General features: G+C 65.0%; 23 protein-coding genes. 6 read left to right on the top strand and 17 right to left on the bottom strand.

Going from position 1 to position 25,139, the window contains the following annotated elements; translation table 11 throughout:
* The first annotated feature begins 89 nt into the window (after positions 1-89).
* The 5 genes from AC07UX_RS19215 (at position 90) to AC07UX_RS19195 (ending at position 5,757) form a co-directional block, all read left to right on the top strand.
* Positions 90-1,070, top strand: coding sequence for an Lrp/AsnC family transcriptional regulator (locus AC07UX_RS19215; protein WP_495193583.1), 981 nt, complete (start codon positions 90-92; stop codon positions 1,068-1,070).
* Between the two features lie 213 nt (positions 1,071-1,283).
* The gene (locus tag AC07UX_RS19210; protein ID WP_495193623.1) at positions 1,284-3,518 is read left to right on the top strand and encodes an enoyl-CoA hydratase-related protein; all 2,235 of its coding nucleotides are present in this window, start codon (positions 1,284-1,286) and stop codon (positions 3,516-3,518) included.
* Positions 3,515-4,693, top strand: coding sequence for a CaiB/BaiF CoA transferase family protein (locus tag AC07UX_RS19205; protein WP_495193582.1), 1,179 nt, complete (start codon positions 3,515-3,517; stop codon positions 4,691-4,693). The genes AC07UX_RS19210 and AC07UX_RS19205 overlap by 4 nt, the downstream gene beginning before the upstream one ends.
* A 12-nt stretch (positions 4,694-4,705) precedes the next feature.
* A complete protein-coding gene (locus tag AC07UX_RS19200; protein WP_495193581.1) occupies positions 4,706-5,374 on the top strand; it encodes a TetR family transcriptional regulator in 669 nt (222 codons plus the stop codon).
* The gene (locus AC07UX_RS19195; protein ID WP_495193580.1) at positions 5,371-5,757 is read left to right on the top strand and encodes an EthD domain-containing protein; all 387 of its coding nucleotides are present in this window, start codon (positions 5,371-5,373) and stop codon (positions 5,755-5,757) included. The genes AC07UX_RS19200 and AC07UX_RS19195 overlap by 4 nt, the downstream gene beginning before the upstream one ends.
* Before the next feature lie 2 nt (positions 5,758-5,759).
* Here AC07UX_RS19195 and AC07UX_RS19190 read toward each other — a convergent pair whose 3' ends face one another.
* Genes AC07UX_RS19190 through AC07UX_RS19165 form a run of 6 tightly spaced genes read right to left on the bottom strand, consistent with a single transcriptional unit; the run spans position 5,760 to position 12,021 of the window.
* Complete coding sequence (locus AC07UX_RS19190; protein WP_495193579.1) at positions 5,760-6,743, bottom strand: NADPH:quinone oxidoreductase family protein; 984 nt, start codon at positions 6,741-6,743, stop codon at positions 5,760-5,762.
* Positions 6,740-7,966: a molybdopterin molybdotransferase MoeA gene (locus AC07UX_RS19185; RefSeq protein ID WP_495193578.1), complete on the bottom strand. Its 1,227-nt coding sequence runs from the start codon at positions 7,964-7,966 to the stop codon at positions 6,740-6,742. The genes AC07UX_RS19190 and AC07UX_RS19185 overlap by 4 nt, the downstream gene beginning before the upstream one ends.
* A 15-nt stretch (positions 7,967-7,981) precedes the next feature.
* Positions 7,982-8,548, bottom strand: a complete 567-nt coding sequence (locus AC07UX_RS19180) for a nuclear transport factor 2 family protein (RefSeq protein ID WP_495193577.1) — start codon at positions 8,546-8,548, stop codon at positions 7,982-7,984.
* Positions 8,549-8,588: 40 nt separating this feature from the next.
* Positions 8,589-9,764, bottom strand: a complete 1,176-nt coding sequence (locus AC07UX_RS19175; protein ID WP_495193576.1) for an acyl-CoA dehydrogenase family protein — start codon at positions 9,762-9,764, stop codon at positions 8,589-8,591.
* Positions 9,765-9,805: 41 nt separating this feature from the next.
* Complete coding sequence (locus AC07UX_RS19170; RefSeq protein ID WP_495193575.1) at positions 9,806-11,029, bottom strand: acyl-CoA dehydrogenase family protein; 1,224 nt, start codon at positions 11,027-11,029, stop codon at positions 9,806-9,808.
* Positions 11,029-12,021 (bottom strand): NAD(P)H-dependent flavin oxidoreductase, encoded by a 993-nt coding sequence (locus tag AC07UX_RS19165; protein ID WP_495193574.1) that lies wholly within the window; start codon positions 12,019-12,021, stop codon positions 11,029-11,031. Before AC07UX_RS19165 ends, AC07UX_RS19170 begins: the two co-directional genes overlap by 1 nt.
* Before the next feature lie 176 nt (positions 12,022-12,197).
* Here AC07UX_RS19165 and AC07UX_RS19160 point away from each other — a divergent pair, with 176 nt between their 5' ends.
* The gene (locus AC07UX_RS19160; RefSeq protein WP_495193573.1) at positions 12,198-12,893 is read left to right on the top strand and encodes a nitroreductase; all 696 of its coding nucleotides are present in this window, start codon (positions 12,198-12,200) and stop codon (positions 12,891-12,893) included.
* Here the strand turns inward: AC07UX_RS19160 and AC07UX_RS19155 are convergent.
* The 11 genes from AC07UX_RS19155 to AC07UX_RS19105 form a co-directional block, all read right to left on the bottom strand.
* The gene (locus AC07UX_RS19155) at positions 12,847-14,040 is read right to left on the bottom strand and encodes an epoxide hydrolase family protein (protein ID WP_495193572.1); all 1,194 of its coding nucleotides are present in this window, start codon (positions 14,038-14,040) and stop codon (positions 12,847-12,849) included. The genes AC07UX_RS19160 and AC07UX_RS19155 overlap by 47 nt on opposite strands.
* Positions 14,041-14,166: 126 nt before the next feature.
* The gene (locus tag AC07UX_RS19150; protein ID WP_495193571.1) at positions 14,167-15,348 is read right to left on the bottom strand and encodes an acetyl-CoA C-acetyltransferase; all 1,182 of its coding nucleotides are present in this window, start codon (positions 15,346-15,348) and stop codon (positions 14,167-14,169) included.
* Between the two features lie 42 nt (positions 15,349-15,390).
* On the bottom strand, positions 15,391-17,460 hold the full coding sequence (locus AC07UX_RS19145; RefSeq protein WP_495193570.1) for a 3-hydroxyacyl-CoA dehydrogenase NAD-binding domain-containing protein: 2,070 nt from the start codon (positions 17,458-17,460) through the stop codon (positions 15,391-15,393).
* Positions 17,461-17,518: 58 nt separating this feature from the next.
* Positions 17,519-18,406: a crotonase/enoyl-CoA hydratase family protein gene (locus tag AC07UX_RS19140; RefSeq protein ID WP_495193569.1), complete on the bottom strand. Its 888-nt coding sequence runs from the start codon at positions 18,404-18,406 to the stop codon at positions 17,519-17,521.
* Positions 18,403-19,182: an SDR family NAD(P)-dependent oxidoreductase gene (locus tag AC07UX_RS19135; RefSeq protein ID WP_495193568.1), complete on the bottom strand. Its 780-nt coding sequence runs from the start codon at positions 19,180-19,182 to the stop codon at positions 18,403-18,405. Before AC07UX_RS19135 ends, AC07UX_RS19140 begins: the two co-directional genes overlap by 4 nt.
* Positions 19,179-19,943, bottom strand: a complete 765-nt coding sequence (locus tag AC07UX_RS19130; protein ID WP_495193567.1) for an enoyl-CoA hydratase-related protein — start codon at positions 19,941-19,943, stop codon at positions 19,179-19,181. Before AC07UX_RS19130 ends, AC07UX_RS19135 begins: the two co-directional genes overlap by 4 nt.
* 93 nt (positions 19,944-20,036) lie before the next feature.
* On the bottom strand, positions 20,037-20,759 hold the full coding sequence (locus AC07UX_RS19125; protein WP_495193566.1) for an SDR family NAD(P)-dependent oxidoreductase: 723 nt from the start codon (positions 20,757-20,759) through the stop codon (positions 20,037-20,039).
* Between the two features lie 28 nt (positions 20,760-20,787).
* Positions 20,788-21,846, bottom strand: a complete 1,059-nt coding sequence (locus tag AC07UX_RS19120; protein ID WP_495193565.1) for a phosphotransferase — start codon at positions 21,844-21,846, stop codon at positions 20,788-20,790.
* A 7-nt stretch (positions 21,847-21,853) separates the two neighbouring features.
* A complete protein-coding gene (locus AC07UX_RS19115; protein WP_495193564.1) occupies positions 21,854-23,020 on the bottom strand; it encodes an acyl-CoA dehydrogenase family protein in 1,167 nt (388 codons plus the stop codon).
* Between the two features lie 2 nt (positions 23,021-23,022).
* On the bottom strand, positions 23,023-23,805 hold the full coding sequence (locus AC07UX_RS19110) for an SDR family NAD(P)-dependent oxidoreductase (RefSeq protein ID WP_495193563.1): 783 nt from the start codon (positions 23,803-23,805) through the stop codon (positions 23,023-23,025).
* Between the two features lie 21 nt (positions 23,806-23,826).
* Entirely contained in the window at positions 23,827-25,089 is a 1,263-nt protein-coding gene (locus AC07UX_RS19105) for an acetyl-CoA C-acetyltransferase (RefSeq protein WP_495193622.1), read from the bottom strand.
* Positions 25,090-25,139: the final 50 nt, after the last annotated feature.

Raw genomic sequence — 25,139 nt, 5'->3', positions numbered from 1 at the left:
ATCACCTCGTAGCTCAACGTCATCCGTCGACCCGTGCGAGCGGGCCCAGGCGCAGTTGACATCGCTTTGCAGCAAGGCGCCTATCTGGCATGCCTAGGCCCATGATACTCAATGAACTCGACCGGGCGATTCTGTCCGAACTCACGAACGATCCGTTCGCAGGCAACGCGGCTCTTGCCGAAAAACTCGGCGTCGAAGCTGCGACGATCACGGCGCGATTGCGCATTCTTGATCGCGAGAAGATATCGCAGATTCTCGCGGTTCTAGACCTCGATCACATGCGGCAGAGCTTTTGCTGCATCCATATCCAGACCCGTGGCCGCCCCATCGCGGATATCGCACAGGAAATCGCCGCCCTGCGAACCGTGCTGATGGTGAGCGAACTGGCCAACGGCACCTCCGACCTGCTCGTGCTCCTGCGGTTCGTCGATCTTCGCAGCCTGGCGAAAACCCTGCTCGGGACGATCGCGAAAATTCCCGGCATACACCGCTGGCATCATGACATCGTCGTCGAAGTGCCGGTGTTTCGGGCGGAATATGTCACGTATGCCGCTCATTACACGCCGCCAGCGGTCGAACTCAACCTCGCGCATCTGCGCAAGGACATACCCGAAGGGATGTGCGACGATACCGACCTGCAACTGATCGCGCACTTGCAGCAGAATGCACACCAGTCGATCAACAACATCGCGCGCAAGCTGGACATCAAGCCGAGCACCGCGCGCTACCGGATCAACAACCTGAAAACCGCCCAGATCCTGCGATTCATCCGGGTGATAGACCCCAGCGCGGCGGGAGTGGGCATGTTTAACCTCATGGAAATCACCGCCGAGGTCGGCCGCCTGGACAGCATCGTCGAAAGCCTGCGCGACCGGGCCTGGCTGCCGCAGCTGTTCAAATGCGTGGGCAAATCCGACCTGATCTGTATCGTCCTGTCACGCGACCATGAGGACGCGCTGCACATCAAGCGCAACGAGATCTCGGCGCTTGAAGGCGTCGACTCGGTCCAGATGTCGCAACTGCATACCTCCTACAAGATCGACTATCGTTGGGCACAAAAGGTGGCTTGAACGCCGCTGCGGCTCCCACGACGATTGACATCAGTTAAGCGCGTGTTTAACTATATGTTGATCGGTTGATAAATATCAGTGGCGGGGGCGGACGAGAGCGAGATGATAAATCCGGCAACTCCAGTGATCGTCGGGGTCGGGCAGGTTACCCGGCACTGGCAGAGCGATGCAGCGGAGACGGCGCCCAGTCCGCTGTCGTTGCAATTGGAGGCGGTGCAGCGGGCCCTCGACGATACCGGCGCGGCATCGTCCGTCCGCGGCGCCATCGACAAGATCGCCGTCGTGCGGGCGATGCTCGATTACCAGGACGATGCGGTCCATCCCTTCGGGCGGGAGGCCAATCCGCCCGGCGCCATCGCCGACTGGCTGGGGCTGGGCGAGGCTGCGCTGGTCTATTCGATCGTCGGGGGCGACCAGCCGCAGGTGCTCATCAACGAGGCCGCGGAAGAGGTGTTCGCGGGAACCCGCAGGATGGTCCTCATCACCGGGTCGGAAGCGACCGGCGCGCTCAAGGCCGCGCGCAAGGCCCGCATGACCCTCGACTGGTCGGGCACGTCACCTCGCTCGTTCGAGGATCGCGGCAGCGGCCCCCGCCTCCTTTCCGGCTACGAGGCGCGTAACGGCCTGGGATCGCCGACGCAGACCTATCCCGCCTTCGAACACGCCTTGCGGGCGCGGCTGGGCTTGTCTCGCGATGCGCATCTGGCGATGATATCGCAATTGTGGGAGCGGTTCTCCCACGTCGCGCAAGCCAACCCGCATTCCCAGTTTCCCGAACACAAGTCGCCCGAATTCCTGTCGACGCCGTCGCGCGAAAATTACGAAGTTTCCGATCCTTACCTCAAGTGGCACGTCGCCCAGGACGCCGTGAACCAGGGCGCCGCCGTCCTCGTCACTTCGGCGGGCGTCGCGGCGGAACTGGGCATTCCGCAGGACCGATGGATTTACCTGCACGGCTACGCCGCCGCCAAGGACGCGCCGGTGACCGAGCGACCGGACCTATCGCGCTCCGACCCGATCACCTTGACGATCGCCACCGCCCTCGATGCCGCGGGCAAGCGCGCCGAGGACATCGCTCTGTTCGACCTGTACAGCTGCTTTCCCTGTGCCGTCCTGCTGGCCGCCGAGGCGCTGTCGCTCGACTGGCGCAAGACCTTGCCCACGGTCACCGGCGGGCTGCCGTTCTTCGGCGGCCCCGGCAACAGCTACTCGCTCCACGCGATCGCGACGATGACGGAAATGCTGCGTGCGGCACCGGAGAAATTCGGCCTCGTCCTTGCCAATGGGGGCTTCCTCTCCAAGGAGGCGGTGGGCATCTATTCGGCAACGCCCTCGCCGGATTGGAAGCCGGTGTCCAGCGTGGCCATTCAGGCGCAGATCGACGCGCGGCCCAAGCCGACGCTGCTGTCCCGTTCGACCGAGGCCGTCGTCGAGACCTTCACGGTCAGCTATCGCAAGGGCAATCCCGCGCGCGGTTATGTCATCGCCAGGTCGGGTCAAGGTCGGGTTCTGGCCCGGGTACGGTCGGGTCATCGCGCCACGCTGGCGGCGCTGGCGGCGGGCGATCCGGTCGGCACTACGGTGCGCATCACGCACGAACAGGGCGTCAATTACCTGGAAGCGGACGATCGCATCGGCCCCCCCGCCCAGCCCGCCGCGCCGGGCCTCGTGCGCCGTTTCGACGAAGTACTCGTCGAGCGGCGCGGGCACGTCCTCGAAGTCACCTTCAACCGCCCCGAACGCATGAACGCGCTCCATTCCGCCGTGCATTTCGCGCTGCACGAGATCTGGGACGAGTACGAGCGGGACGACGATTTATGGGTCGCGATCGTGACGGGCGCCGGAGATCGCGCTTTTTGCGCGGGCAACGACCTCAAGGTGACGGCCAAAGGCGGCGACATGTCGATGCCATGGTCGGGCTTTGCCGGACTGTGCAGCCGCTTCGTCCGGACCAAGCCGATCATCGCGGCGGTCAATGGCGTCGCTATGGGCGGCGGGCTGGAGATCGTCCTGGCGAGCGACCTGGCCGTAGCGGACGAAGGGGCTCGGTTCGCAGTGCCGGAAGTCAAGGTCGGCCTGTTCGCCGCCGCCGGCGGGGTCCACCGGTTGACCCGCCACATCGGACGCAAGGCCGCGATGGAGATGATCCTCACCGGCCGGACGGTCGAGGCCGACGAGGCGCTTCGCCTGGGCTTCGTCAACGACGTGGTCGCTGACGGAACGGCGCTTGAACGCGCCCGTGCTCTGGCCGAAACCATCACGCGCAATTCGCCCACGGCCATCCGCGCTTCTCTAGAGGCGATCGGCCATCTTGAGACCGAAGGGGCGCTCGACAAGGCGATGGCGCAGAACGACGCGATCTTCCGCCGCCTCGCGAAGACCAAGGATTTCAAGGAAGGCGTGACCGCATTCGCGGAAAAGCGCACACCGGAGTGGACGGGATCATGATCGACAACGGCGATGGAAGGAAGATGCTCGAGGGCGTGAAAGTCCTCGATCTGACGAGCGTGGTCTTCGGGCCGTACTGCACGCAGATCCTGGCAGAATTCGGCGCGGAGATCACCAAGGTGGAAACTCCGCGTAGCGGAGACGGCTTCCGCTGGTCCGGCCGCGCGGTTGCGACCAAGGGCATGAGCCCAGGCTTCATGACCATCAACCGGGGCAAGAAGTCGATCGCCCTCGACCTCAAGACCCCCGACGACCACGAGACGATGAAACGCCTGCTGCGCGATGCGGATGTTTTCGTCCACAATGTGCGCGGCAAGGGCATGGAGCGCCTCGGGCTCGATTACGACAGCGTCAAGCGGATCAATCCGGAAATCATCTACGTCCATTGCGTGGGCTTCGGGCAGGACGGGCCTTATGCCGACCTGCAGGCCTACGACGACGTGATCCAGGCCGCCAGCGGCACGGCGACCCTGCTGCCAAGGGTCGATGGCAATCCCCGCGCGCGCTACTTGCCTTCGCTGATCGCCGACAAGGTCGCCGGGCTGTACGCCGCGCAGGGCACACTGGCGGCAATCATCCACAAGATGCGCACCGGGCACGGGCAATTCGTGGAAGTGCCGATGTTCGAGGCGTTCACCGGGTTCATGCTGCTCGAACATCTTGCCGGCAACACGTTCGACCCGCCCAAGGGCACCGTGTGCTATTCGCGGCAGGTCGATCCGGACCGGCAGCCCTTCCCTACGAAGGATGGCTACATCAGCATCGTTCCCTATACCGACGAATCGTGGCCCACCGTCTTTTCCGTGCTGGGAAACCCCGGCTTCCTCGACGACGAGCGCTTCGCCACCCTGTCGCTGCGAGCACGCAATATCGCGCCGCTCTACCAGGAAATGGCGCGCCTGACGCTCAACTTCACGACCGCGGAACTCCTGAAGATCTGCCACGAGGCGCAAGTCCCGGCGCAGCAGGTGCGGGATATCGGCGATATCATGTCGGACCCCCATCTGGCGCAGACGGGCTTCTTCGAGCGCCGCACCCATCCGACGGAGGGCGATTACTTTACCATGAAGCCGCCGATCCGTTTCGGCGACTATCACCCCGCAACGCTCGATCACGCACCCATGATCGGGGAGCACGCCGAGGAAATTCTCGCCGCCGCGCGCGACACCGCCTAGCCCGGACGGCCGATGCGCTCCGCCAGATCGACGCTGCGCGATGCGGCCCGGGCGCGCGACACCCGGCAACGCCTGCTCGATGCCGCGCGTATGGTCATGGTCGAAAGCGGGCTGGTGGAAGCGCCTCTCGCGGACATCACGCGCCGCGCGGGCGTCAACGTCGCGCTGGTCAGCTACTATTTCGGCGGGCGGGAAGGCCTGATGCTCGCCATCGCGAGGGAAGATGCCGACCGGGCCATCGGCGGCCTGGCCAAACTTCGCGCGTCGAACCTGCCGCCGGCGGAAAAGATGCGCCAGCACGTGATGGGCATCGTGACGACTTACTTCGATCGGCCTTACCTGCACCATCTGCTGCAGAAGCTGATCCGCGAAGGATCGGCCGAGGCGATGGAACAGGTCACACATTTCTTTATCCGCCCTGTCGCCGAGGCGCGGCAGGCGATCATTGCCGATGGCATCGCCTGCGGCCAGTTCAGGCCGGTGGATTCGGCCCTGATCGGCTACGCCATCGAAGGGGCCTGCGCCCAGATATTCGCCTCCGCCGCATCTCGCCGCGCCATGCTGGGTAGCGGCGAGCTGACCATCGAACTCATGGCGCGCTACGCCCGCTCCACCGCCGAACTCATCGTCGGGGGACTGCGCGCGTCGAACCGGGCCGATATGCCGAAAGGAACTGAATGATGGTCAAGGTCGTGTTCTGCCTGCGTCGCAAGGCAGACCTGTCGCCCGAGGAGTTCCAGACTTATTGGAAGCATATTCATGGCCCGATGGTCCACGAGCGGGCCCGAAATCTTGGCATCCGGCGCTACGTCCAGTCGCACCGGCTTTACGATCCGCGTCTAGGCGCATTGGCGGCGGATCGCGGCTTTGCGGGCGAGCCGTTCGATGGTGTGGCGGAAATCTGGTTCGATTCCGCCGAAATCCTCTACCCCAGCGATTGTGCCCCCGCCGCCTCGATCCAGGCCGGGCGGGACCTGCTCGCGGACGAGGGCGACTTCATCGACCTCGAAAATTCGCCGATCTTCGTCGTCCAGGAGCACGAAATCTTCGACCGGCGGCGCTAAAGTCACAACGTCACGACAACCCTTCCCGCGCTCTGGCCCGAAGCGACCATCAGCATGGCCTGCGCGACGTCCTCCATAGCGAAACGACGGGCGACACGGGGTCGCAGATTGCCTTGTGCTGCGATCGCGAACAATCGGTCGCGGTTCGCCTCGGCCTTCTGCGGATCGTGCATCGCGAACTGGCGCACGTCGACGCCGACGATCGAGGCGCCCTTGAGCAGCGGCAGGTTTGTGGCGATGCTGGCGATGCCCGCCGGGAAGCCGATGATGAGGTGCCGCCCGCCCCAGCCCATGTTGCGGAAGGCGGCGGCGGTCATCTCCCCGCCGACGGGATCGAACGTCACGTCGATCCCGCGACCGCCGTTCGCTTGACGAACCGCTTCGCGCCATTCGGCAGAAAAGGCGCCGACGACCGCATCGGCGCCGGCCGACATCGCCAGCGCGCGCTTTTCCGGGGTAGATGCACAGGCGATGACGCGGGCGCCCATATGCCTGCCGATCTGCACCGCGGCCAGCCCCGTTCCTCCCGCCGCGCCGAGCACCAGCAGCGCCTCCCCGGACCTGAGCCCGCCCCGATCCGCCAATGCGTGCCACGCGGTCTCATAACTGGTCTGGAACACCGCCGCCTGCGCCAGATCGAGCGGCCGTGGCCTGAGCCTGACGTCTTGGGCCGGGAGGTTGATTGCCTGCGCCAGCATCCCGCACCAGCCGCGGCAGACGACCTCGTCGCCCACGACGAAGCCATTCACCCCAGCGCCCAGCGCCTCGACGATGCCCGCACCCTCGGTTCCCGGGATGAAGGGCAAACCCGGCGCGGCCTGATAACGGCCTTCGACGATCAGCACATCGGCAAAGCCGATCCCGACATATCGCATCCTGACACGCACATGGCCCGGCGCCGGGGGCCCGCCGCAATCGTGCGGACGGATCGCAAGGGCACGCACATCTCCCAGACTATCGGCGAATACGGCGTGCAAGAGGGTCATGGCGCGGACAAGTCCGCGTTGCGGTCAAAGCGCCAAGCGTTTGCGGTGCCGGCGGAATCACTGTCCAGACGCACCCAGCAGTCCGCTTCGAGCAGGGAGTTGAAGATGTGCGAGCGCTGGTCGAGGCCGATGTCCACCTGTCCAGACGGTCCCGTATCGCGCGCGTGCAAAAACAGCGACAGACCCGGCCGCGCCTGCGCATCCACATGCACTGGCCGCCCCTGCTCGCGCCCAAGTCCCACCATCCGGCGGACGGCGGCCAGGACGAAGAAGCGCAGGCCAACCCATGCCGCTATGGAATTGCCCGGGAGGCCAAACCACAGCCGGCCGTCGGGAAACGTGGCGAACAGCAGGGGCTTGCCCGGCCGCATGGCGATGCCGTGGAATTCCACCCGCGCGCCCCGCCGCTCCAGCACCTCCCGGACGAGGTCGTGATCTCCGGCCGAAACGCCGCCGGTGGTGATGACGATCTCGGCGCCGTCGCCCTCGATTTCGCCGATCGCCTGCTCCAGCGCGGCGCTGTCATCGCTCACCCGCCCCGCGAAACGGCAGGGCAGGCCAAGCGCGATGCACGCGGCCTCGATCATCGGCCCGTTGCTGTCGAAACGCATGGCGTCTTCCAGTCGATCGTCCGCCACGACAATCTCGCTGCCAGTGCTCATGACGATGACGCGCGGCATACGCTGGACGGCGATCCTGCGGATACCGCAGTTGAGTAGAGCACCGAGCAGTTCGGGCGTCACTTTCGTGCCCGCCGGCACCAACTGGCTTGCGTGCGCGATGTCTTCGCCGCGCCGCCGGATGTTGCACCCCGAGGGCACGGGGGTGGTCAGCACCAGCGTGTCACCCACCACTCTGGCGCTCTCCTTCGCCACAACTGCGTCCGCGCCGGCGGGTATCCGCGCCCCGGTGCTGATCGGAACGCACACGTCGCCCTGGGCGAGCGGCGGGGGGACCGCGCCCGCCGCAACGGCTGCGGTGATGGCCAGGGCACGGGGCTCACAAGAAGAGGCGCATTGTGCGGTAACGGATCGCAGGGCATGACCGTCCATCGCCGAGCAGTCGAAGCGAGGAGCATCCTGCGCGGCAAGGACCGGGCCGGCCAGCACACGGCCCAGCGCGCGAGCCGTCACCGCCACGGTTTCCAGCCCCAGCGGTGCCGCCCTGCCCTCGATCAGGGCCAGCGCGTCATCCACAGAGACCCTGCCGTTGCGGTCGCTCATCGGCGAGACGGGGTGTTATCGGCGCGCGGCACGGTACTGCCCGCCGGGCCGGGGAAACGAGGTGGGTTGGCCGCGCGTCCAGTCCTTGTCGATCGGATCGTCAGGCGCGAAGCGGCCCCAGTTCGAGTGCTCGGGCACCCCGCAAAGTTCCCAGCCACCGGAAGTAGGGCGGTTTTCGAACCAGTCCCAAACGCAGGTCCGGTGAAGGATACGCCATTCACCGTCGCGCTTTTCGCACAGGTCGCGATAACGCCCGCCGAGGAAGAACGAGACGGCTGGCTCCTTCAGGTTCACCACGTTGAGGAACATGCTTTCGCGCCGCGCGCGCTCGCCGTCGAGTTCGATCAGGACGTTCGACACGTGATGATTGTTGTTGTGAACCTTGTCCTTCCACGCGACGCCCGCATCGCCCCACTCCTGGCCGGGGCCGATGAAACCGCCGTGATCGTCGGTCGAATCCGGCCAGTAAGTCGAGCGGACCAGATCCGCGTCCATCCTATCGATCCCGCGACAATACAGCATGAGGTTTTCGTGGAGCTTCTGCTTGTCGTAAAGCTCCAGCAACTGTGCATCGCTCAGCATCGGTCTCTCTCCTCGAATTCTCGGGGCGGACGTTCTTGCGTCAGCCTTTCGCGTGGCTTTTCTTGATCTTCTTGGCGAGGCTCCATTTGTGGACTTCGGTGGGGCCGTCGTAGATGCGGAAGGCGCGGATTTCGCGGAACACCTGCTCGACGATCGTATCGCCCGAGACGCCCGTGCCGCCCATGACCTGAACGCAACGATCGGCGACCCGCATCAGCGCCTCGCTCACCGCCACTTTCGCCATCGAGCTTTCCGTCGTGCCCAGTGATCCGGTGTCAAGGACGCCTGCACACCAGTCGATCATCAGTTCGGCCTGCTTGAGGTCGATCATGTTCTCGGCCAGCATGAAGCCGACGCCTTCATGGTCGACCAGCAGCTTGCCGAACGCCTCGCGCCGGCAGGCATAGGCGGATGCGATCTCGTGCGCGCGGGTCGCGGCACCGTGCCAGCGCATGCAGTGCGACAGCCGAGCCGGGCTGAGGCGGATCTGGGCCAGCTTGAAGCCCTCGCCTGGCTCGCCCAGCATCTGGTCGGTCGGCACCCGCAGGTTCTCGATCGCGATGACCGCGTGGCCTCCGGGCATGGAACTGTCGATGGTGTCGAGGATGCGCTCTATGCGAATCGCCGGGTTCGGCAGGTCGACCAGAAACAGGCAGGCGCCCCCCGCCGTGTCGGCGTCCTCGGACTTCGCCATGACGATCCCCACCCGAGCGCCCTGCGCGCCGGTGATGAACGCCTTGCGGCCGTTGACGACCCAGTGGTCGCCGTCCTTGCGGCAAGCGGTCTTCATCATCGAGGGGTCGGAACCGGCACCGCCCTCGTCGGCTGGTTCGGTCATGAAGAACGCCGAGCGTGCCTCGCCCGCGACGATGGGATCGAGGAAACGCCTGCGCTGTTCGGCGTTGGCCACCTTGCCGAGGAGGTACATGTTGCCCTCGTCGGGCGCCATCGTGTTGAGCGCCACCGGGCCAAGTGGCGAGAGCCCGGACGCCTGGAGCACGATCGCGGTCTCGCGTTGCGTCAGATGGCTGCCGTCGCCCAGGATGTGCGGCGTGAGCAGGCCCGCTTCGCGTGCCTTGCCGCGAAGTTCACGGACCATCCCATCGCAAGGGCCGTGCGCGCCATTGCGCTCGTCCTGCTCGTAAGGGACGACCACGGTCCGTACGAAGCGCTCCACCTTGCCAGCGATGGCTTTGGCCCGGGTGAAATCTGCCATGTCTTGAAAATTCCTGACCTGATTCGGAGAACGACGGGGCCTTACAGGCCCATCGTCTTAGCAAGGATGTTGCGCTGGATTTCGTTGGAGCCGGCATAGATGCTCGCCGCGCGCTCATTGAGGTAGCGCAGCGGCGCGATTGCCGCGAAGCGGGGACCGGCGAAGCCATCGCCCGCATGCGGGAAGGACACGGGACCGCCGGGGCAGCCCGCCTGCGGCTGGTAGGCCATGCCGTATCGCCCGGCCACGAGCATGCCCAGTTCGGTCATGTGCTGCTGCGCCTCGGTGCCGAGAATTTTCATCACCGATGCGGACGCCCCCGGCGTACCGCCCCGCTCCGCCTCGGACATGGCCCGGAATTCGAAAACTTCCAGCACTGAGACGCGAATGCGCGCCTCGGCCATGCGGCGGGCGAAAGCCGTATCGTCGGCCAACGTGCCACCATCGTCACCAGGCACCTGCGCCGCCGCCTCGGCAATCTCGTCCAGGCGGACCTGCAACTCGGGAGCATAGGCGACACCGCCGCGCTCAAATTCCAGGAGGTATTTCGCCACAGTCCAGCCCTCGTCGATCCGGCCAACTACGTTCGCCTTGGGGACACGTACGTTCTCGAGGAATATCTCGTTCTGGATATGCTCGCCGGAGGCCGAGATGATCGGTCGCACGGTGACGCCCGGCGTCTTCATGTCGATCAGCAGGAACGTGATTCCCTTCTGCGGCCGTTCGAGCGTCGACGTGCGCACCAGGAAGAATCCCCAGTCCGCCACGTCGGCATGGGTGTTCCAAATCTTCGAGCCATTGCACACGAGGCTGTCGCCATCATCGTCGGCGCGCGTCTTGAGCGAGGCGAGGTCCGAGCCCGAGCCTGGTTCCGAATAGCCCTGGCACCAGAAATCCTCGCCCGAAAGCATCCTCGGCAGATAATAAGCCTTCTGCTCTGCTGTGCCGTGACCGATGATCGCCGGCCCGCACATCTGGATGCCCATCGGCGACACCGGCGGCGCGCCCGCCGCCACCCGCTCACGCGAGAAGATGTAGCGTTGAGTGACGCTCCATCCCGGACCGCCATGTTCGATCGGCCAAGCGGGAGCCGCCCAGCCCTTGGCATGCAGGATCTTCTGCCACGCCAGCGAGCGATCATGATCCGCGTAGACACTGGTCTGCTCCACGCCGGCGCGGCGGATTGCATCGGTCAGGTTCTCCTCGAAGAAAGCGCGCACTTCGTCGCGAAAGGCGAAGTCCTCTGGGCTCCAGTCGAGGTTCATCAGGCCATCTCCCGCTGGGCGATGCCAGCGTATCCGGCAAGGCGCTGCGCGATGATGGCCTGCGCTTCCGACATGATGCGTACGACCAGCTCGGCGACGGAGGGGATGTCGTGGATCAGTCCCTGGACCATGCCTGCTGTCCAGATACCATGCTCGGGATCGCCGCTGACCAGCCCTTCGCGCCCGCGCGCGCCCTTGACAAGATGCGCGATGGCCTCGAACGGATTGCCCTCGCGCTCGATGCGGACGGCTTCGACCGCGACGGAGTTCTTCGCGACGCGCGCGGTGTTGCGATAGCTGCGGAACAGCAGTTCGGTCGCCCGTTCGTCGTTGGCCACGATCGCCTGCTTGATGTTGTCGTGGATCGGCGCCTCGCGCGTGGCGCAAAAGCGCGTGCCCATGTTGACGCCTTCGGCGCCCAGCGCGAGCGCCGCGACCAGCCCGCGCCCATCGCCGAAGCCGCCCGAAGCGAGCATCGGAATCTTTATCTTGTCGGCGGCAGCAGGGATCAGGACCAGACCCGGAATGTCGTCCTCGCCGGGATGGCCGGCACATTCGAAACCGTCGATGGAGATCGCGTCCACGCCCATCCGCTCGGCCGACAGCGCATGGCGCACGGCGGTGCATTTGTGGATCACCTTGATGCCGTGCGCCTTGAACGCATCGACATGTTCCTGCGGCTTGTAACCCGCCGTCTCGACCGCCTTGACGCCGCTTTCGATGATCGCGCGCCTGTATTCATCATAGGGCGGCGGATTGATCGACGGCAGGATCGTCAGGTTGACGCCGAACGGCTTGTCGGTGAACTCGCGCGTGCGGGCGATTTCTTTCGCCAGCGCCTCGGGTGTGGGCTGCGTCAGCGCAGTCAGGAAGCCCAGAGCCCCGGCATTCGCCACCGCGCCCACAAGTTCGGCCGTGCCGACCCACTGCATGCCGCCTTGCGCGATCGGATGTTCGACCCCGAATAACTCGGTGAAACGTGTCCTTATCACAGTTCCTCGCCTTCCCTTAGCGGCCGCGCGGCCGCCGACGCGTCGCTTTCACGGCATCGCAGCCGCTCGCAATCCGCAAATTCCGGACTATCATTCCGGACAGGCGCTCGCAATATTTAATTGATTGGTTGATAAACTATCTCGTAGAGGAGCAGGACAAGTGCGGGAGAAGTGCGATGAACGTAAGCGAGGCCGTAGCCAGTCGTCGATCGGTGCGAGGATTCCTGTCGCAGCCCGTCGATCTGGCGCTAATTGCCGACATTCTGGGGCGCGCCATGCGCGCGCCGTCTGGCGGCAACCTGCAGCCATGGCACATCCACGTCGTCTCTGGCCGCAGGCTTGACGACCTCAAGGCCCTGATGGCCGGGCGCCTCCGGGATGAACCCGGTGGCGAAGGCACGCAGTACGACATCTATCCGCGAGCCCTCGATGCGCCGTATAGCGACCGACGCTTCGCTATCGGCGAAGCCCTCTATGGCGAGATCGGCATAGCGCGTGAGGACACGGCCGCACGCCGCGCCTGGTTCGCACGCAATTACCAATGCTTCGGTGCCCCTGTCGCGCTATTCTGCTACCTCGACCGCAAACATGGCCCGCCGCAGTGGGCGGACTGCGGCATGTACCTACAGACAGTGATGCTGCTCCTACGCGAAGCCGGGCTCGATTCGTGCCCGCAGGAATGCTGGGCCGTTTACCCGCGCACGATCGACAGCTTCCTCGGGGTTCCTGGCGAGCAGATCCTGTTTACCGGCATGTCGATCGGCATCGCCGATCCGAACGAGCCGGCCAACCGCCTGCATGCCCCCCGTGCGGACGCAGCCGAGGTCATCCATTATCATCTGGAGACGCCGAATGCTGCCGCAGGCTTGTGAAGGCGGCGCGAAGTTCCTCAGTGAAAAGCCCCGGCTGCTCCATGGCGGCGAAGTGGCCGCCTGCATCCACTTTGTTCCAATAGACAAGACGGCTGTAAGCGCGCTCCGCCCAGGCACGTGGCGGGGTGTAATGCTCTTTGGGAAAAAGCGACACTGCCACCGGAATATCGATCCTGATCGCGGCATAGGACAGTTCGGCGTTCTCCCAATACAGCCGCGCTGATGACGCCGCGCTATTGGTCAACCAGTAAAGCATGATCATAGCTACGATCTTATCCATTCCCAACAGCGCCTCCGCCTCACCGTCGCCATCCGTCCATGACATGAGCTTCTCTAAGATCCACGCCGCCTGCCCGACTGGGGAGTCCGCCAAGGCATAACCGATGGTTTGGGGGCGCGTGACGTGCATCTGGAAGTAGCCGGCTTCGGCCGCATAGAACCGGTCGATCGCATCGAGCGCGGCGGTCTCCTCAGGCGTATTGCCCAGATCCTCGTCGTCCGGCATGACGACGGGAAAGTTGACGTGGACGCCCGCCAGCCCGGCCGGCGCCATCCGGCCCATGAACTGCGAGACCATCGCACCCCAATCTCCGCCCTGTGCCACATAGCGATCGTATCCCAGCCGCAGCATCAGCTCATGCCAGGCGCGAGCGATCCGATCGACATCCCAGCCCCGCGCATTCGGCTTCCCGGAAAACCCGTAACCGGGCAGTGAAGGAAGGACGAGGTGGAAGGCCTGTTCCGCCGTCCCACCATGGCCGACGGGATCCGTCAACGGACCGATGATATCCATGAACTCGACGATTGAACCTGGCCAGCCATGCGTCATTATCAGCGGCAAGGCATCCTTCTGGGGCGAACGGATATGCAGGAAGTGAATGTCGAGCCCGTCGATCTCGGTGATGAAGTTCGGCCAGCTGTTGAGCCGTGCTTCGGTTCGCCGCCAGTCGTAATCGGATTTCCAGAAGTTGACCAGCTTGCGCAGTCGCGCGAGCGGGACGCCTTGGGACATGTCTTCCACGGTCTCTCGTTCCGGCCACCGCGTGTTGGCCAGACGGCGCTGTAAATCATCGATATCGGCTTGCGGGACGGCGATGCGGAAAGGGCGAATCTGGTCGCACTTGGAGGCAGGCAAGGGTTCCGGCATGGCTGGTCTCCGTCTAGAACTACGCGCTAGCGGACGAGGATGTCGGCCAGCACCGCCCGGGTATGCGTGCCGGGACCGATCCCGGCTAGCTCGACGATGCGCGCCCCCGCCAACGGTCCCGGCACGTCAGAGCGCCTCGACGATTGTAACGTTGGCAATGCCGCCGCCTTCGCACATGGTCTGCAGCCCGTACCGCTTTCCCCGCGCGCGCAGTGCATGAACCAAAGTCGTCATCAGCTTGCTACCCGAAGCACCCAGGGGGTGGCCGAGCGCAATTGCTCCGCCATTGACATTGAGGCGGGTTGGGTCCGCCTCGATTGCCTGCAACCACGCCAGCGGGATCGGTGCGAATGCTTCGTTGACCTCGTAGAGGTCGATGTCTGAAATGCGCATGCCCGCCCGCTCCAGCGCGCGCCGCGTCGCCGGGATCGGCTCCTCCAGCATGATGACCGGATCGCCGGCGGTGACGGTAAGATTGTGGATGCGCGCCAGCGGCAAAAGGTTGTGCGTCTTGAGCGCACTTTCGCTAACGACCAGAACACCCGAAGCGCCGTCGCAGATCTGGCTGGCGCTGGCAGCGGAGATGCTGCCGCCTTCCTGCAGCAGCTTGACCGAGCCGATCGATTCCAGCGTCGCATCGAAGCGGATGCCTTCATCGGTGCGATGAAGCGTTGTGCCGCCGACACCGTCATCGACGGCAATCGACACGATCTCCTCGTCGAACGCGCCGCTTCTAGCAGCTTTGATTGCCCTCTGATGGCTTTCAAGCGCGTATCTGTCGAGGTCGTCGCGCGTGAAGCCGTACTTGTCGGCGATCATCTGCGCGCCGGAAAACTGGCTGAATTCCTCGACCCCGTAGCGATCCTTGATGCGCTGCGACCATGGTCCGGTGACGATGCCCGCCTGTTGGGCGAGCGCCGCAGGCGAGCCCATCGGCACGCGCGTCATGCTTTCCACGCCCGCTGCGATCACCACGTCCTGCGTGCCCGACAGGATCGCCTGCGCGGCGAAGTGAATCGCCTGCTGCGAGGAGCCGCATTGCCGGTCGATCGTGACCGCAGGCACACTGTCGGGTAGCTTTGAGGCCATCACCGCACTGCGCCCGATGTGCATGCTCTGCTCGCCGACCTGGCTGACGCAGCCGAAGATCACGTCCTCGACCACGGCCGGATCGATCCCCGTGCGATCCACCAGCGCATTGAGCACTTCGCCCGCCAGATCGGCAGGGTGCCATTGGGAAAGAGCGCCCTTGCGGCGCCCGCCGGCGGTCCGTCCGGCGGCGACGATATAGGCTTCGTTGGTCGGCATCAGTGGAACTCCAGTTGGGGATACCCGGCGGGCGCCGGCCGGTCAGGTCAGGCTGCCGCCTTCGGCAGCCAGCTTGCGCAGAAGCGGCGAAACCGCTTCGACGCCCACCGAGGCCTCCAGCGCCTCCACCACGCAGTCGAGGCCGACGCCATCCGCCCAGAACATCGGTCCGCCGGTCCAGGCCGGCCAGCCATATCCCGTCACGACGGCGACATCGATGTCCGAGGCGCGCGATGCGATGCCTTCCTCCAGCACTTTCGCGCCCTCGTTGACGATCGGGTAGAGCAACCGCTCTACGATCTGTGTATCGGTGTAGTCGCGCTGTGCCACTCCGGAGCGAGCGGCGAAATCGCGGATGACCTGTTCCGCGACCGCTGAAGGCGTCGCCCGGCGCTTTTCGTCGTAATCGTAATATCCGCCGGACTTCTTCTGCCCCCAGCGGTCCATCTCGCACAGTACTTCCTGCACGGAGCGACCAGCGCTGTTTTCGCGGTCCCAGCCGATCACGTCGAGACCGACAAGGTCGATCATCTCGAACGGTCCCATCGGGAACCCGTATTCGCGCATCACCCGGTCGATGTCCCAGGGGAGCGGCCCTTCGAGGATCAACGCCTCGGCAGCGGCCATGCGCGTGGTCATCACGCGGTTGGCGATGAAACCGTCGCATACGCCCGAAAGGACGGCCACTTTGCCTAGCTTGCGGCCCAGGCCCATACCCGTCGCGACCACCGCATCCGCCGTCTTGGCGCCGCTCACGACTTCCAGCAGGCGCATGATGTTGGCCGGCGCGAAGAAGTGCAGGCCGATCACATGGTCCGGCCGGGACGTCACCGCGGCGATCGCATCGAGATCGAGGAAGGAGGTGTTGCTCGCCAGGATCGCGCCCGGCTTTGCAGCGCTATCGATCCGTCGGAAGACGTCCTGCTTGAGTTCGAGATTTTCGAACACCGCTTCGACCACGAGATCGACCTCGGCCACCGCCGCCGTCAGGTCCGTGCCCGTCGTCAGCAAGCCCTTGCGCTTGTGCGCTTCCTCGCTGGAGATGCGGCCTTTGGCCGTCATGCCGTCGATCGTGCGGTAGATACCTGTCGCACCGCGTTCGGCGGCGGCCTCGTCGCGATCGACCAGGGTGACCGCAAGGCCGGCATTGAGGAACGCGGTCGCAATCCCCGAACCCATCGTGCCCGCGCCGATGACCGCGACCGTTGCGATGTCGATCGGCTTCACGTCGCGGGCGAGGCCCGGCACTTTTGCCGCTGCCCGCTCGGCGAAGAAGAGATGCCGCTGCGCACCGGATTCTCGCGAAGCCATGAGTTCGCCGAACAGTTCCGCTTCGCGCTTCATGCCCTCGTCGAACGGCAGCGCCATCGCCGACTCGATAGCGGCGACGATGTGCCCCGGCGCCTTGAAGCCCTCGAAGCTGCGCGCGTTGGCCTTGCGGTAATCCGCGATGATCGTCGCGGAGGCGGAGGCATCGCCCGGCGCGACAAGGTCGCGCACCCGGCGCAGCGGCGCGCCGCGGCTGACGAGCTCACCGGCATAGCTGACGGCGCCGGCCAGCAGATCGCCCAGAACGATCTTGTCGATCAGGCCGATCCCGGCGGCCTTGACCGCTTCCATCTGCTTGCCGCCGACGATCATGTCGAGCGCACAGGCGACGCCGGCGATGCGCGGAAGCCGCTGCGTCCCCCCCGCCCCCGGCAGCAGGCCGAGAGACACTTCGGGCAGGCCGATCTTCGCACCCGGAACCGCCACGCGGTAATGGCAGGCCAGCGCGAGTTCGAGCCCTCCGCCCAGGGCCACGCCATGCAGCGCCGCCACTATCGGCTTGGGCGAGGCATCCATCACCGCGAATATCTGGTTGAGGTCGGGTCCTGCGAGAATGCCGTCGAACTCGGTAATGTCAGCGCCCGCGAAGAACGTGCGCCCCTCGCAATGGATGACGATCGCCTTCACTGCATCGTCGGCGATCGCTTCGCGGATGCCGCTGTCGATCGCCACCCGCACCTCATGACCCAGCACGTTGACCGGCGGCGAATTGATCGCCAGTACGGCGATCCCATCGCTGACCGTCAGGCTGTGGACCTTGGTTTTTTCGACTGTCTGGTTCATTTCACTCTCCTGGAGGAGCATGGATCGGGTTGACTGCCGGATGGCGCGAAGGCCGCGATCAGCCATATTCGGGTTCAGACCACCATGGGTAGAAGTCGGGCATGTCGGCCGATACGCGGTCCGGGAATACCGCCGGTCGCTTTTCGAGAAACGCCTCCACGCCTTCGGCCACATCGGCACTGCGGCCGCGCGAGACGATGCCTCGGCTGTCGATGCGGTGCGCCTCCATGGGATGGCTCGCCGAGGCGCCCCGCCACAGCATCTGGCGCATCAGCGCGACCGATACAGGAGCGGTGTTGTCGGTAATCTCTCGTGCGATCGATCGCGCTGCCGCCAGCAGTTCGGCGGGCGGATGAAGGCGGCTGACGAGACCGCCCGCCCTGGCTTCCTCCGCTGGGAAGACCCTGCCGCTGAAGCACCATTCCAGCGCCCGCGAAATGCCGACGATACGCGGCAGGAAGTACGAGGAGGCCGCTTCTGGCACGATCCCCCGGCGGGCGAAGACGAAGCCCATTCGGGCGTCGTCGCTGGCAATCCGGATGTCCATCGCCAGCGTCATGGTGATGCCCACGCCCACCGCCGGGCCGTTGATCGCCGCGATCAGCGGCTTGACGCAGCGGAACAGCCGCAAGGTCAGCAGCCCCCCGCCGTCCCGGGCGCTTTGCTTCGTGTAGTCGGCGCTGCCGTCCGCCCTGATCGGCGAACCTGGCGCACCGGCGACGTCGAATGCGGCGGCACCTTCGGTCAGGTCCGCACCGGCGCAGAACGCGCGCCCTTCGCCAGTGAAGATGACCGCGCGCACATCGTCGTTGCCATCCGCCCGGTCCACCGCGTCGAGCAGTTCCTCGAGCATCCGGCTGTTGAAGGCATTGAGCACCGCCGGGCGATCCAGCGTGATCGTTGCGATCCCCGCATCGACTTCGTAGCGGATGGTCTGGTAGCTCACAGCGACTGGCCGTCGTCGATCGTGAAGACCGATCCGTGCACTTGGGCGCTGGCGTCGGAGCACAGGTAGAGCACCATGGGATCGAGAACGTCCACGCTCATCGCGCGCTTGCGATGGAAGCTGTCGATCAGTTCCGTACCCTTGGGCGAGTCCAGATACTGGTCGGTCAGCTCGGTTCGCATGTACCCTGGGCAGACGGTGTTGACGTTGATCCCCTTGCCGGCCCAGTCGCGGGCCATCGCGCGTCCCATCTGCACGACACCAGCCTTGCTGGCCGCGTAGGCAACCTGTCCCGGCGGCACGTAGAACGCCGTGATCGACGAGATCAGCACTATGCGTCCATGCCCACGCTCGTCCGAGCCGGCTTCGATCATGCGCCGCGCACCTTCGCGAGCGGTAAGGAAGGCGCCGCGCAGGTTGACGGACATGATCCGGTCGAAATCGTCGACGGGGAGGCCCAGCGCGCTGCCCCCGATCGACATGCCCGCATTGACGACGACGCTGTCGACCGGGCCCACCGCCGCCTCGGCGGCGTCATATGCGGCAAGGACGGAGGCTTCTTCGCTGACATCCATGGTCACGGCCATCGCGGTGCCGCCCGCCTGCGCGATCTGCGCTTCAAGTTCGGACAGCATCGCCGCGCGCCTTGCGGCCAGCACGACCCTGGCGCCGTTGGCGGCCAGCTTGCGGGCCAGGTGATTGCCGATACCGGACGACGCGCCAGTCACCATGACCACACGCCCGGAAAGGTCGAAGGAATAAGTACCGCTCATCATCGTCCCTCAAATCGTGCCGGTCGCCGTTCACGGAAAGCAAGAATGCCTTCTGCGCAATCAGCGGTTCGTCCGGCGTCCGCCTGCTCCGTCCTTTCGCGCCGCAGCGTATCCTCGAGCGGGGTGTCGAGCGCCGCCCAGGTCATCTGCCTCACGCGGCCAAGGCTCTGCGGCCCTGCCGCCAGTCGCTCGGCCAGGTCCATCGCCGCTTGCTCCAGCGCTTCGTCCGGGACCACGCGGTTGACGAGCCCCCATTCCAGCGCCTGCGCGGCCGGAAGCCGGTCGCCGAGCAGCATCAGTTCCATCGCCCGCGCCCGGCCGATGGTGCGCGCCAGCATGTACGAGGAGCCGCCGTCCGGCACCAGTCCGACGCGGCTGAAAGCCTGGAGGAAGTAGGCGGTTTCGCTCGCCACGATCAGATCGGCGGCCAGCGCGAAAGAACAGCCGACCCCGGCGGCGGCGCCACGCACTGCGCTTATCCACGGGACCGGAAAATCGCGCAGTTTCAGCATCAGCGGGTTGACGTGGCTCTCGAGCGAGGCCCCGAAATCCTCCACCTCGTTATCGGCGAGATTGGCGCCCGAACAGAACGCCCGCCCCGCCGCCGTCAGCACGATCGCGCGCGCGGTATCGAGAAGATCGTCCAGCCCGTCCGAGATTTCCTCCACCATCTTGAGCGAAACGGCGTTGAGGGTGGCCGGCTGGTTCAGGCGAAGGACGCCGATCCGCCCGACGCGCTCCACTTCGATGGTCTCGTATTCCACTAATCATCCACCTCATTCTTTCAACTCGGCCGTATCATCGGCCTAAAATTTGTCAATCGATCAATAAGTTTTAGGTAGCGGATTTGCACGGTGTCAACGCAAAAGCATTCCGCCGTCGACCACGAGGCCCTGCCCTCGAACGTAGTTCGCCTCGGGCGCGGCCAGGAACAGCACCGCCATCGCCACGTCTTCGGGCACCCCCTGCCGTCCCGCCGGGATTGCAGCGAGGATGCCAGCCGACCATCTGGCGTCGCTGGCCACCCACTCGGTCATCCGGGTGTCGATGAAGCCGGGCGCGACGAGATTGACCCGGATGCCATCGGGCGCCCAGGCATCCGCGATGGCGCGGGTGAAGCCCAGCAGGCCGGTCTTGCTGGCGGTATAGGCGGGGTGCTTGCGGATTGCGATGTAGCTCGCCCCGGACCCCACGTTCACGATGGCGCCGCCCGCGTACTTCAGCCGCGCGTGGAACCGGTAGCACAAGTCCACGGCGGCATTGAGGTTGACCTCCATGGTCTGCATGTAACCGTCCAGGGCGTATTCGCCCTCGATGGCCTGCCCCGCGTTGTTGACGAGGATGTCGAGGTCGCCGAACCGATCCGCGAAAGCGGCGCGCTGCCCTGCATCGTCGAGGCGAAGCTGGTGATAGCGAAACGCGGAAAGATCACCGTCGTAGGCTTCGGGGCCGGTGCGCGTCCCGGTGATGGCCACATCCGCCCCGGCCTCCACGAAGGCACGCGCTATCCCGAGGCCGATGCCTTGCGATCCCCCCGTGACGAGGACGTGCTTTCCCTCATAGTCGAAACGAATGGTCACTGCCCGTATCCCCCCTGCTCGCGCCGGTCTACGCCGGTATCTTCTCGGCAATGCGCCGCGCGGTGGCGGCCAGAAGGTCCATCCGCGCCACCATCGCCGCCGCATCCGCCGAAGACGCCGTTCCCCGGATCATGCGCCCTTTGATACCATGAATGATGGCGGCGAGGCGAAACAGATTGAACGCGACGAAGACGTCGATCCCGTCGATCCGATCGCGCCCTGTGCTCCGGCAATAGGCGGCCACATATTCGTTCTCGCCCGGCAGGTTCAACTGCGCAAGATCGAGGTCGGATATTCCCCAGAGAGTCGATGACGGCACCCGGTACGCCATCAGGTTGTAGGTGAAATCCACCAGGGGATTGCCCAAGGTCGACAATTCCCAATCCAGCACGGCGATGACTTCCGGTCGGTCGGGGTGGAAGATCAGGTTGTCGATCCGGAAGTCGCCATGGACGATGCGCGTGTCATCGTCGTCCACCGCATGCGCGGGCAGCCAATCCACGAGAAAATCCATGTCCGCCGTGCGTCCGGCATCAACATCCTGGAGATACTGGCCGGACCATCGATCGATCTGCCGCCGGAAATACCCGCCATGACGCCCGTAATCGCCAAGGCCCAGCGCCTGCGGATCCAGCCGGTGCAGCGCGGCCATAGTATCGGCCATGGCCAGTTGATAGGTCGCCCTTTCGGCGCTCGACACACCCGGAAAGCTGCCCTCCCAGAAGATGCGCCCCTCCACCATGTCCATGATGTAGAACCACGAGCCGATCACGCTTTCGTCGGTGCACAGCGCATGGACATGGGGAACGGGGAAACCCGCGCCCTCCAGCGCCGTCATCACCCGCGCCTCACGGTCGATGGCATGCGCTCCCTTGAGAAGCTGCCCCGCCGGCTTGCGACGCATCACATAGGTCGCGCGCGGGGTCACCAGCTTGAACGTCGGGTTGGACTGCCCGCCGCTGAACTGCTCGACGCCGAGTGGCCCGCGGAAGCCGGGAATGTTCGCCGCCATCCAGCGCTCGAGCGCCGACTGGTCGAACCGGGCATTGTCGCGCACAGCCGTAGTGCCGCTGTTTGCCTTGCTCATGCCGCCCTCAATTCTCGAGACTGCGGGCGATGAGCAGCTTCATGACCTCGGTGGTTCCGCCGTAGATCCGCTTGACCCGAACGTCCTTGTACATCTGCGCGATCGGGTATTCGTTCATGTAGCCATAGCCGCCGAACAGTTGCAGGCAACGGTCGACGATGTCCTGCGCCCGTTCCGACACCCAGTACTTCGCCATGCTGGCCGTAGGTGCATCCAATGTCCCTTCAAGGTAGCGCTGGACGCAATCGTCGACGAAGCTTTTGGCGACCACCGCCTCGGTCTTGCATTCAGCCAACACGAACTGCGTGTTCTGGAAATCGAGCACGCGCGAGCCGAACGCCTTGCGCTGGGCGACGTAGGCGAGGGTGTTTTCCAACGCGGACTGGATGATCGCAAGGCATTCCACCGCGATGATGAGGCGCTCCTTGGGAAGCTCTTTCATCAACTGGTACATGCCCTGCCCTTGCTCGCCGCCGATGAGGTTGTCCGCCGGGACATGGACGTTGTCGAAGTACAGTTCCGAGGTATCGCCCATCTCCAGGCCGATCTTGTCCAGGTTGCGGCCGCGCTTGAAGCCCTGCGCATCTGCGGTTTCCACCACGAAAAGGGAAATCCCCCTGCTTCCCGCAGCGGGATCGGTCTTTGCGACCACGATCACCAGATCGGCGTGCTGGCCATTGGTGATGAACGTCTTCTGTCCGTTTATCACATAGCCGTTGCCTCTAGCGCGCGCGGTAGCGCGGATGCCCTGAAGGTCCGATCCCGCGCCTGGCTCGGTCATGGCGATGGCGCCGATCAGTTCACCGGTCACCATCCTTGGCAGCCAGCGGGTGCGCTGCTCGGGCGTCCCGTACTTTTCGATGTAGGCCGCGCAGATGGCGTTGTGCAAGGGCACGCCCCAGCCTTCCGCCCCGATCAGGCCCAGGCGGCGCAGAAGCACCGCTTCGTGCCGGAAGTCGCCGCCGGCCCCGCCGTATTCGGTGGAAATTGAAAGGCCCAGGAGGCCCGCTTCCGCCATTTCGGTCCAGGCCGACCGTTCGACGATGCCGGCCTCCCGCCAGGACGCCAGCCGTTCGGGTGGTGCCTTTTCGGCGAGGTAACGGGCGACGGAATCGTCGAACATGACGAGTTCCTCGTCCATCCAGCGCGTCGGCTCGGCGAATAGCTGTACCATGCTTAGCGCGGCGCCATGCGAATCGCACCGTCGAGACGAACGTCCTCGCCGTTGAAATAGGTATTCTCGATCATCGACAGCGCCAACGCGCCATATTCGACCGGCAGGCCTAGCCGCTTGGGGAAAGGAACCGACGCCGCCAAGGCATCCTTCACCTGCTGCGGCGCGGCGAGCATCAGCGGGGTGCTGAAGATCCCGGGCAGGATCGTGTTCACGCGGATTCCCTCTGACATCAGGTCGCGGGCGATCGGAAGCGTAAGGCTCACGACCCCGCCCTTCGACGCCGCATAGGCGACCTGGCCCATCTGGCCATCCTCTGCCGCAACGCTCGCCGTCATCACGATCGCCCCCCTTTCGCCGTCCACGCCGGGGTCAAGCGTCAGCATCCCCGCCGCAGACTTGGTCACGCAGCGGAAGGTCCCGAAAAGATTGACCTCGACCACGCGCGCGAATTCGGTCATCGGGTACTCGACGATGCCGCCGTCTGTCTTCGAACGAGCCACGGTCTTCTTGGCGCTGCCGATACCAGCACAGCAAACCAGGATCCGCTCCTGCCCATGCGCGCCGCGCGCCTTGGCGAGTGCGGCATCCACGCTGGCATCGTCGGTGACGTCGACTTGGCAGAACACGCCGCCAATCTCTGCTGCCAGCGCTTCGCCCTTTTCGGCTTGTAGATCGAGGATCGCCACCTTCACGCCCTTGGCGGCCAGCGCCCGCACGGTCGCTTCGCCCAGCCCCGAGGCGCCGCCGGTAACGACGGCTGCATTAGACTCGTTCAGTTCCATGATTCTTAGTTCCGCCCGTTGTTAGAAGCTGTCGACACGCTCGATTACGATCGCCGGGGCCATGCCGCCGGCTGCGCACATTGTGACTAGACCATAGCGACCGCCTGTACGCTCCAGCTCGTCGAGAACCGTCCCGATCAGGATCGATCCGGTCGCCCCGATCGGATGGCCAAGCGCGATCGAGCCGCCGTTGACGTTAACTTTGGCCCGATCGAGATCGAGATCGCGAATAAACTTTTCGGCGACCACTGCAAATGCCTCGTTGATCTCCCACAGGTCGATGTCGTCCGGCGACAGGCCCGCCTTGGCGAGGACCTTGCGCGCGGCCGGAACCGGGGCATTCAGCATCAGCGTGGGATCGTCGCCGACATTGGCCGTAGCGACCACGCGGCCGCGCGGCTGCAATCCGTGGCTCTGCGCATAGTCCCGCGACGTCAGCAGGATAGCTGCCGCCCCATCCACCACGCCAGACGAGTTGCCGGCATGATGGACGTGCTGGATTTCCAGGTCGGGGAATTTCTGGTTGATGAGCCCGCGATACGTCGTTCCAGCTTGGTCGATAGCCATGTCGGCCAGCTTGACGAACGCGGGATTGAGCGCGGCGAGCCCTTCGGCCGTCGTCTGCGGCCGGGGATACTCGTCCTTGTCGAGCAGCACCGATCCATCGTCGGCGACGACGGGAACGATGCTCTTGTCGAAACGCCCCTCGGCGATGGCGACAGCCGCCTTGCGCTGGCTTTCAAGGCCGAAAGCGTCGAGGTCCTCGCGGGAAATGCCTTCGATCGTGGCAATAGCATCGCCGCAGACGCCCTGATGCGACTGGGGATGCCGCGCCCGCAGACGATCGTTGCCGGCGCCCATCAGGGTCAGCTCGAACCCCGCTGCATGTTCCTGCGCCGCCATCGTCGCGGTCAGGGACATCATCTCGGTGCCGCCGGCAATCACGACATCTTCCATGCCGGACCTGATCTGCGCCGCCGCCAACGCGACCGTTGTGATTCCGCCCCCGCAGAACCGGTCAAGCGTAACTCCGCTGGCCTTCACGTCATATCCGGCATCGAGCGCGGACATGCGCCCGAGGTCTCCGCCCTGTCCGCCCTTCTGCGCAGAGGTCGACCAGATGATATCGTCCACTTCGCCCGTTTCGAGATTGTTGCGCTCGGCAATGGCCTTGAGCACCGTCGCCCCCAGATATTGGGGATGAAGGTGAGCTAGAGCCCCTTTCCCGACTTTCCCGATACCACGCGGGGTCCTGACCGCATCGATGATATAGGCTTCGGGCACACACCTCTCCTCAAATTTGCTCATGTCTGAATTTAATTGGTCGTTTAATT

Source organism: Sphingobium sp. GW821-FHT02B05, from assembly GCF_059421905.1.
This window is presented reverse-complemented; position numbering and strand designations above follow the sequence as displayed.

What these genes read in the sequence shown, in the direction of transcription:
- AC07UX_RS19190 (WP_495193579.1), bottom strand. Translation starts at nt 6,743, where the DNA reads ATGACCCTCTTGCACGCCGTATTCGCCGATAGTCTGGGAGATGTGCGT.
- AC07UX_RS19160 (WP_495193573.1), top strand. Translation starts at nt 12,198, where the DNA reads ATGAACGTAAGCGAGGCCGTAGCCAGTCGTCGATCGGTGCGAGGATTC.
- AC07UX_RS19185 (WP_495193578.1), bottom strand. Translation starts at nt 7,966, where the DNA reads ATGAGCGACCGCAACGGCAGGGTCTCTGTGGATGACGCGCTGGCCCTG.
- AC07UX_RS19195 (WP_495193580.1), top strand. Translation starts at nt 5,371, where the DNA reads ATGATGGTCAAGGTCGTGTTCTGCCTGCGTCGCAAGGCAGACCTGTCG.
- AC07UX_RS19110 (WP_495193563.1), bottom strand. Translation starts at nt 23,805, where the DNA reads ATGGAACTGAACGAGTCTAATGCAGCCGTCGTTACCGGCGGCGCCTCG.
- AC07UX_RS19155 (WP_495193572.1), bottom strand. Translation starts at nt 14,040, where the DNA reads ATGCCGGAACCCTTGCCTGCCTCCAAGTGCGACCAGATTCGCCCTTTC.
- AC07UX_RS19215 (WP_495193583.1), top strand. Translation starts at nt 90, where the DNA reads ATGCCTAGGCCCATGATACTCAATGAACTCGACCGGGCGATTCTGTCC.
- AC07UX_RS19175 (WP_495193576.1), bottom strand. Translation starts at nt 9,764, where the DNA reads ATGGCAGATTTCACCCGGGCCAAAGCCATCGCTGGCAAGGTGGAGCGC.
- AC07UX_RS19115 (WP_495193564.1), bottom strand. Translation starts at nt 23,020, where the DNA reads ATGGTACAGCTATTCGCCGAGCCGACGCGCTGGATGGACGAGGAACTC.
- AC07UX_RS19205 (WP_495193582.1), top strand. Translation starts at nt 3,515, where the DNA reads ATGATCGACAACGGCGATGGAAGGAAGATGCTCGAGGGCGTGAAAGTC.
- AC07UX_RS19135 (WP_495193568.1), bottom strand. Translation starts at nt 19,182, where the DNA reads ATGATGAGCGGTACTTATTCCTTCGACCTTTCCGGGCGTGTGGTCATG.
- AC07UX_RS19200 (WP_495193581.1), top strand. Translation starts at nt 4,706, where the DNA reads ATGCGCTCCGCCAGATCGACGCTGCGCGATGCGGCCCGGGCGCGCGAC.
- AC07UX_RS19145 (WP_495193570.1), bottom strand. Translation starts at nt 17,460, where the DNA reads ATGAACCAGACAGTCGAAAAAACCAAGGTCCACAGCCTGACGGTCAGC.
- AC07UX_RS19150 (WP_495193571.1), bottom strand. Translation starts at nt 15,348, where the DNA reads ATGCCGACCAACGAAGCCTATATCGTCGCCGCCGGACGGACCGCCGGC.
- AC07UX_RS19120 (WP_495193565.1), bottom strand. Translation starts at nt 21,846, where the DNA reads ATGAGCAAGGCAAACAGCGGCACTACGGCTGTGCGCGACAATGCCCGG.
- AC07UX_RS19170 (WP_495193575.1), bottom strand. Translation starts at nt 11,029, where the DNA reads ATGAACCTCGACTGGAGCCCAGAGGACTTCGCCTTTCGCGACGAAGTG.
- AC07UX_RS19180 (WP_495193577.1), bottom strand. Translation starts at nt 8,548, where the DNA reads ATGCTGAGCGATGCACAGTTGCTGGAGCTTTACGACAAGCAGAAGCTC.